The organism is Hydrogenobaculum sp., assembly GCF_049967395.1.
In the GTDB taxonomy this organism is placed as follows: domain Bacteria; phylum Aquificota; class Aquificia; order Aquificales; family Aquificaceae; genus Hydrogenobaculum.
In genome coordinates this window covers 47,341-54,633 of sequence record NZ_JBMFST010000004.1, presented here as the reverse complement: position 1 = coordinate 54,633, position 7,293 = coordinate 47,341, and the positions used below count along the sequence as shown (strand labels likewise).

Genomic DNA, 7,293 nt, shown 5'->3' with positions numbered 1-7,293 from the left:
AATAATATGTAAAATCTTTTGAGGTGGCGGCGTTTATTTGACCTCCCAATCCTTCTACCAAAACATCCAATTCACCGTATTCATATCTTTCAGAGCCATTAAAAAGCATATGTTCAAGGAAGTGAGCCATGCCTTTTTCCTTATAATCTTCATAGCTAGAGCCTACGCTAAACCAAACCTGTATGGATACAGATTCTACATCTGGTCTTTTTCTTATGTATACTTTTGCGCCGTTTTCTAATTGCTCATAGATTATGTCAGCTATGTATTTCTTCATTTTTATTTATTTCTTCGTTTTCTTCTGTTATTTTTATTTCTATATCGCTATCTGCAAGTCTGTTTATAGCAAAGAACGTTTTTTTGATAAGCTCTCTTTTTCCTCTTATAAAAGAGCTATCGTCCTCTTGCATTAGTTTTTCTGTATATTTAACAGCCGCATGTACAAGTTCGTATTTGTTGTTAACCTTCTTAAGAGCTTCATAAATCTTCGGTCTCGAAGACATCACACTTACCTCCTTCTAAAATATTTATTATATCACTTCCTACGTGGTCTTTGTGCTCTAAAAAGTATTCTCTTCTTGATTTATTACAATAAATAATAGATTTAATCATATTCACTGTTTCATCCACATATCTATTTACTACAATAAAATCAAAATACTTTGCACAGGATATCTCTTTTTTTGCAGCTTCAATTCTATTTAAGGCGTTTTGGTCTTCAAAGCCTCTATTTTTAAATCTTGCATAAAGCTCTTCCAAAGAAGGCGGCATTAAGAATATCAAAAGAGAAGAGGGAAACAGTTTTTTTATATTTTTAGCACCTTGCACATCTATAACTAGTAATGCATCATAACCTTCCTCTATAAGAGTTTTAACGCTTTTTATAGGAGTCCCGTAGTAATAACCATAAACGTTTGCATATTCAACAAATTCGTTGTTTTCTATCATGCTTTTAAACTCTTGCTCAGATAAAAAGATATAATCTAGGCCATCTTTTTCGTTGGCCCTTTTTGGCCTTGTGGTTGCGGTAACTACTCTTTTAAGCGTTTTAAGTTCTTCTAAAAGCTTGTAAGCTATAGTGGTTTTACCAGCTCCAGATGGTGCAGACAATACTACAATGTTACCCATGAAACATATCTTTTAATATTATATCAAACAATACGTTTGGAAAAATTCCGAAGAAAAAAACAGCTACAAGAAAAGCGCTAATCCCTATTGTATCGAATAAGTTAAGCGACAACGACATATTGTCCTCCGCAACAGGTTCTTTAAAAAACATATAAACAATTAATTTTAAATAATAACCAGCGGCTATGACACTACCTATAACAAACAAAATAGCGAAAAACCAAGCGTTGGAGTTTACAAGACCCAAAAATATGCCTAACTTACCTACGAAAGTAGCAAAAGGCGGTATGCCTATTAAAGCAAACAAAAATAAAGCTAAAGCAGCTGCCAAAAAGGGGCTTTTTTTGTAAAGTGCTTTATAGTTGTTCATGTCGTGGGTCCAAGATTGATTTTTTTCTAGTATTGAAAGCACCAAGAAAGCACCCGCTGTAGCAAAAGCGTAAACTATCACATAAAATATTGTGGAGCTTACCGATAACGGATTGTATCTTGAAAAACCTATTAGGAAATAACCAGCATGCCCTATTGAAGAATAAGCCAGCATCCTTTTGGCAGAATTCTGAGCGTAAGCTACCAAGTTTCCCCAAAACATTGATATAACACCTACAATACCAACTATATAGCTAAAATTGTTGGTTATAGGAAATATATAACTTGCCAACAAAAATATAACCGCATAAAACCCTATTTTTGGAACCGTAGATATGAAGGCTGTGGTAGAAGTGGGAGCCCCTTCGTAAGCGTCTGGTGTCCAAAAATGAAAAGGTGCAGCTGATACTTTTAGAGCAAAAGCTATAAACAAAAACAAAGATGCTAAGGCAAAAGCGGTGTTATGGTTAACGGATACGCTTATAATACCAAGATGGGAAGTAGCCCCTATATAAAATGCGCTCCCAATACCAAAAAATGCAGTAGCCATGCTTCCAAGCACAAGGTATTTAAAAGATGCTTCTTTTGACACGTAGTCGTCCCTTAACATACCAACGGATATGTACATGGATATAGAGGCAAGTTCCAAGCCAGACAATATAACTGCAAGATTTTTAGAAGATACCATTATTGAAAGGCCTAAAGAGATAAGAAGAAACGTATATACATTTTCTAAGAAGGTCTTTTTGCTTTTAAAAAAGCTTACAGAACTAAATATCACAAAAGATGTAAGTATGTATATTACACCTTTTAAAAACAAAGAAAAAGCATTTATATCAAGCAACCACTCGTTGAAACGATATCCTGCCAACGAGTATTTTATAGCTAGCACGCCACTTATAAAGCTTATTAAAAACCCGAGAAAACCTATAAGGTCAAAGCTTGGTAAAAACAACTCTACAATTATCAGAAATATTATACCTACAGTTGTGATGATATCAGGATACAACGCTTTCATCAAAATCTCCCTAAAATAAGCTTTGATGTTTGAGAGACTATGTTAACAAAGTTATATGGCATAATTCCCATTATAAAAGCACCAAAAAGTATTAACACAAAAGGTATTATGTGGTGAAGCTCCAAATCCATAGTATGTTGAAGTTTTTGGATTTTAGATTCTGGTAAAGAGGCAGATTCAAGCATTACATTCTTATACATATACAAGAAGTATGCTGCGCCGAGCACCATTCCTACACCAGCAACAATAGCCCACATTGGGAAATATTTGAAAGTGCCAAGTAATATTAAAAACTCAGAGACAAAACCAGAGAAACCAGGAAGCCCTATAGATGCCAAACCGCTTATCATAAATAAAATAGCAAAGTTTGGAAGATATTTGGCTATACCGCCTAAATCCGACATCTCATAGGAATGGAATCTATCATATATAAAACCAGCTGCATAAAATAAAGCTGCAGAACTAAGACCGTGAGCTATCATCATATAAGAAGCTCCATTTATAGCACTCACAGAAAGGGCAAATGTTCCAAGGGTTACCATTCCCATGTGGCTGATTGAAGAATATGCTATCAACTTCTTTATGTTTGTTTGAGATATAGCCATCATAGCAGCGTAAATAATAGCTATTACACTAAGCATAAACATGATAGGGATAAATATCTTGGAAGCTTGTGGGAAAAGAGGAAGAGAGTACCTTACAAAGCCAAAAGTGCCCATTTTTAGCAAAACTCCCGCCAAAACCACTGAACCAGCAGTAGGAGCTTCTACGTGAGCATCTGGAAGCCACGTGTGTACAGGCCACATGGGTACCTTTACGGCAAAGCCTATACCGAAAAGCACAAAAAGTATTATTTGAAGCCAAAGAGGATAAGCTATATGCCTATGGAAGTCGTATTCAAAAGATATATGACCACTTATAAAATAGCCATAAACTATCATTGTGGCTAAACCAAGCAGTAAAAATAAACTACCAAAAAATGTGTATATAAAGAATTTATTTGCAGCATATATTTTTCTATCGTGTCCCCAGAAACCTATTATGAAGTACATAGGAACTAGCATTCCTTCCCAGAAAAGGTAAAACAAGAATAGATCAAGAGCAGAGAAGGTACCAAGACAAGTGGTTTCAAGTATTAGAAACAATGCGTAAAAAAGATTTGGTTTTTCCTTTACTTTTATAGCCCATATAAAAACTGTAAAAAATATAAGAGCAGTAAGGGTAAACAAAGATACACCAAGCCCATCTAAACCAACATCGTAATTTATGCCAAGAGATGATATCCATGGTACGGTAGTCCTATAAAGAAAATGATGAGTGTTTGGATTAAAGTTAACAAGTAGTATAACGCTTAAAGCGAAAACGACCCCTGATATCGCTATAGATACTACCTTAGTAAGCCACTCATTTCTAAAAAGAGACACTATAAAAGCGCCCACCAAAGGTAAAAATATAGCTATATTGAGAATACTAGCCATTTAGGATACCCCCTTTAAAGATTACTAAGATTAAAAGCAAAAATACACAAACAACACCGTAAAGCATATAAAGAGCGTAGTAATTTAGCTTGCCATTTTGAAGTCTGCTAATAGGTTTACCGTAATTTGACGTAGTACTTGCCACCCCGTTCACAAATCCATCTATTATTATACGATCTACTGCTTTATATATAAGCCTTGATATGGCAAGATAACCTTTTGCTATTATGTTGTGATAGATGTATTCTGTGTAAAACTGAGATTTCATAAGAGTGTGTATAGGCTTAAATAGTTCGTAAAGCGTATTTGGATCTACAATTTTTTTGACATACAAAAGATAAGAAAGAGATATACCTACTATGGCAACTATAATACCGTAAATAGAATGTGCTATGAAAGAAGAAGGTGGTTCTATAGAGCTGTTCATGTAGGAGAAATAGTTCCAAAGCAAAAATCCACCCATAAGGGATAGAAAGCTTAGTATGAGCATTGGAAAGCTCATTATAGGTTCTACTTCGTGAGGTTCTTCATGGTAATGCCCTTCTCCTAAGAACACCACAAAAGCTTCTCTGGTTATGTAATAAGCTGTAAGCATAGAAGCTACAAGTATTAACGTGGCTACAAGCGTATTTTTATCCATTACCGAAGATACTATAGCATCTTTTGAAAAATAACCGGCAAAGGGAGGAAAGCCAGAAAGTGCCAACGCACCTATCATAAAAGCTGAAAAGGTAATAGGCATGTATTTTTTGAGACCACCCATTTCAAATATGTTTTGAGTGTGATGATGAAGCCCTGTTATTACAGCACCGGCAGCTAAGAACAAGAGAGCCTTAAAGAAAGCGTGTGTTGTAAGATGAAACATAGCTGCTGTTGGAAATCCCATACCAAGGGCTGTAAACATGATTGCCAATTGACTCATGGTAGAAAAAGCTATTATCTTTTTTATATCGTCATGCACTGTAGCCACCAAAGCGGCAAAAAGCATTGTAACAACACCTGTTATTGCTATATAGCTTAGCGTTGTTTGGGACAAAGAAAATATTGGATAAAGTCTTGCCACCATGTAAACACCAGCAGCCACCATTGTAGCAGCGTGTAGAAGTGCTGATACAGGAGTTGGACCAGCCATTGCATTTGGAAGCCACGTATGTAGAGGAATTTGTCCTGATTTGCCCACAGCACCGCCAAAAAGAAGAAGCGTAGCTAAAGTGATACCGGGAACATAGTTGGCGTTCTCAAAAAGTTTTGGCAAGGATAACGTACCAAACAACCAAAAAGTATATATGATACCTAAAATAAAAGACCAGTCTCCTATTCTATTCATCACAAAGGCTTCTAAACTTGCCTTTGTAGCAAACTTTTCTTCATGGAAGTACCCTATCAAAAGATAAGATGCAAGACCAACGCCTTCCCATCCAAAGAACATAAGTATAAGAGAATCTCCCAGCAGTATAAGAAGCATTGAGAACAAGAACAAACTAAAGTATGCAAAGAATTTAAATGTCCAGTTACCAAAAAGATATCTCATATAGCCTATTGCGTATACAAATATAACACTGGCTACAAAAGTAACGGTAACTGTAGTGGTGATAGACAGTTTATCTATATATATCCCTATGTCTACAGATGTGTTTGATAAAGGTAAGAATTTGTAAAATACTATATCTTTTGGTCCTTTCATAGACAGCATGGTGATAAGAGCCACTATAAAGCTCAATATACCAGCACCGGCGTTTATTACGCCTGATGCAAGATCACCTATACGTCTGCCAAACAGCCCTATCGTTATAAAGGATAGCAGTGGGAAAAGAAGTATTAGAGATTGCATCTTTACCCCTTCAAATCTATGATTTCGTTTACGTTTTCTGCTTTTCTTAATCTAAACAAAGAAAGTATAATACCAAGACCAACCGCTGCTTCAGCTGCCGCTAAAGCTATTGTAAAAAGGGCAAAAATCTCACCGTCTATAAGATGGTTTAGTCTATCTATACCAACAAAGGCTATATTTACAGAGTTTAACGCTAACTCTAAAGACATTAGAATGGTAATAAGGTTTTTTCTAACCATCATGCCAAAAAGCCCTATCCCAAGAAGTATAAATGACAAGATAAAATACTGACTCACATTTTGAACCAACAATTTGCTAGCAATAGTCTCAATCATACGTTTTCTCCTCTTTTCTACCAAGCAAAATGGCCCCTATCATACTAATAAGCAAAAGCACAGACATGAGCTCAAAAGCCCAAAAATATGTGCTAAATAGTTTAATACCAATTACCTCTGCATTTCCATAGTTTTTTGTTATAGTTTCTATAATTTTATTTTTAGTTATAGAAACACCAGATATTCCCACTATGAAAGCTTCTACATACAACAGGGCTATAAAAGGAAGTACGGTGACGCCTATCAATCTATTGTGCTGTTCGTTTTTATGTAGTTTTCTCCAAGGAACCGCTGTAATGATGAGTATATAAAAAACTGCTATAGCCACAACGTAAACCATTAGCTGAAGAGCTCCCAAAAGCTCAGCACCAGCGCTGAAAAATATTCCACTTATCGCTATTAAAGCTCCTAAAAGCCATAAAACTACGTATATTGGATTTGAGGCACTAACAACACCCAAACCACATATTATGCTTATACTACCAAATAGATAAAAAGCGATTTGGTTAAGCATTGTCCACCTTTTTAAGATTTAATTTGTTTTCTCTCCAAAGAGCTTGTCTAGCATCATCGTCTATCCATATACGGTCTGGCTCATGCTCTCTTCTGTCTTGCCAAGATTTACCTATAGCTTCAAGCTTTTCTAAGTTTAAAATAGAATCTTTTCTTGAAAAAGAAGCTGTTTCGTGTATATCGCTTTGGAATAAACAATCTACCGGGCAAGCATCTACACACAAACCACAAAATGTGCAAAGCATAAGGTTCATATTGAATACAGATACGACCTTTTTACCGTTTTCAAGTTTTTGACCATCTATCTCAAATAAATCTGGTACTGGACAAGCTTTTTTACATAAATAGCATACAACACACCTTGACTGACCTGGACGGGGCTCTATTTTCATTCTCTCTACCCATTCGTCAAAAGCCGGTTGCGGTTCCAAGCCGTTTACCGTTTTGTGGCCAAAAAATCCCCTAAATCTTTTAGGAGGTGTTAATTTTTCATAAGGATAATGAGTAGTTATAGTCTTTGTAAAGGCTTGCTTGATAGTGATAGACATACCCTTTATAAAATCCAAGAAAAGTATAGTTTCCAAAAAGTTTAAAGGTTTTTCAAAAACTTTCTTTATCATA

The 7,293-nt window shown here is 35.6% G+C and carries 9 protein-coding genes; all 9 read right to left on the bottom strand.

Features of this window, described 5'->3' with window-relative positions:
- On the bottom strand, positions 1-277 hold a 277-nt coding region (locus tag ACP5S8_RS01360; protein ID WP_461875397.1), incomplete at its 3' end, for a M16 family metallopeptidase.
- Positions 258-503, bottom strand: a complete 246-nt coding sequence (gene rpoZ / locus ACP5S8_RS01355; protein WP_461869821.1) for a DNA-directed RNA polymerase subunit omega — start codon at positions 501-503, stop codon at positions 258-260. The genes ACP5S8_RS01360 and rpoZ, both read right to left, overlap by 20 nt.
- On the bottom strand, positions 478-1,128 hold the full coding sequence (gene gmk, locus ACP5S8_RS01350; protein ID WP_461869822.1) for a guanylate kinase: 651 nt from the start codon (positions 1,126-1,128) through the stop codon (positions 478-480). Before gmk ends, rpoZ begins: the two co-directional genes overlap by 26 nt.
- Positions 1,121-2,515, bottom strand: coding sequence for an NADH-quinone oxidoreductase subunit N (locus tag ACP5S8_RS01345; RefSeq protein WP_461869823.1), 1,395 nt, complete (start codon positions 2,513-2,515; stop codon positions 1,121-1,123). Before ACP5S8_RS01345 ends, gmk begins: the two co-directional genes overlap by 8 nt.
- Positions 2,515-3,993 carry a complex I subunit 4 family protein gene (locus ACP5S8_RS01340; RefSeq protein WP_461875395.1) on the bottom strand — a complete coding sequence of 493 codons (1,479 nt, stop codon included), beginning with the start codon at positions 3,991-3,993 and terminating at the stop codon, positions 2,515-2,517. The genes ACP5S8_RS01345 and ACP5S8_RS01340 overlap by 1 nt, the downstream gene beginning before the upstream one ends.
- Complete coding sequence (nuoL, locus tag ACP5S8_RS01335) at positions 3,986-5,824, bottom strand: NADH-quinone oxidoreductase subunit L (RefSeq protein WP_461875393.1); 1,839 nt, start codon at positions 5,822-5,824, stop codon at positions 3,986-3,988. Before nuoL ends, ACP5S8_RS01340 begins: the two co-directional genes overlap by 8 nt.
- 2 nt (positions 5,825-5,826) lie before the next feature.
- Positions 5,827-6,159 carry an NADH-quinone oxidoreductase subunit NuoK gene (gene nuoK / locus ACP5S8_RS01330; protein WP_012513804.1) on the bottom strand — a complete coding sequence of 111 codons (333 nt, stop codon included), beginning with the start codon at positions 6,157-6,159 and terminating at the stop codon, positions 5,827-5,829.
- Positions 6,152-6,673: an NADH-quinone oxidoreductase subunit J family protein gene (locus ACP5S8_RS01325; protein ID WP_461869826.1), complete on the bottom strand. Its 522-nt coding sequence runs from the start codon at positions 6,671-6,673 to the stop codon at positions 6,152-6,154. Before ACP5S8_RS01325 ends, nuoK begins: the two co-directional genes overlap by 8 nt.
- Positions 6,666-7,292, bottom strand: coding sequence for a NuoI/complex I 23 kDa subunit family protein (locus tag ACP5S8_RS01320; protein WP_461869827.1), 627 nt, complete (start codon positions 7,290-7,292; stop codon positions 6,666-6,668). The genes ACP5S8_RS01325 and ACP5S8_RS01320 overlap by 8 nt, the downstream gene beginning before the upstream one ends.
- Position 7,293: the final 1 nt, after the last annotated feature.

Excerpts from the sequence above, each read along its gene's own strand:
- rpoZ (WP_461869821.1), bottom strand. The coding sequence starts at position 503 with ATGTCTTCGAGACCGAAGATTTATGAAGCTCTTAAGAAGGTTAACAAC.
- gmk (WP_461869822.1), bottom strand. The coding sequence starts at position 1,128 with ATGGGTAACATTGTAGTATTGTCTGCACCATCTGGAGCTGGTAAAACC.
- ACP5S8_RS01345 (WP_461869823.1), bottom strand. The coding sequence starts at position 2,515 with ATGAAAGCGTTGTATCCTGATATCATCACAACTGTAGGTATAATATTT.
- ACP5S8_RS01340 (WP_461875395.1), bottom strand. The coding sequence starts at position 3,993 with ATGGCTAGTATTCTCAATATAGCTATATTTTTACCTTTGGTGGGCGCT.
- nuoL (WP_461875393.1), bottom strand. The coding sequence starts at position 5,824 with ATGCAATCTCTAATACTTCTTTTCCCACTGCTATCCTTTATAACGATA.
- nuoK (WP_012513804.1), bottom strand. The coding sequence starts at position 6,159 with ATGATTGAGACTATTGCTAGCAAATTGTTGGTTCAAAATGTGAGTCAG.
- ACP5S8_RS01325 (WP_461869826.1), bottom strand. The coding sequence starts at position 6,673 with ATGCTTAACCAAATCGCTTTTTATCTATTTGGTAGTATAAGCATAATA.
- ACP5S8_RS01320 (WP_461869827.1), bottom strand. The coding sequence starts at position 7,292 with ATGATAAAGAAAGTTTTTGAAAAACCTTTAAACTTTTTGGAAACTATA.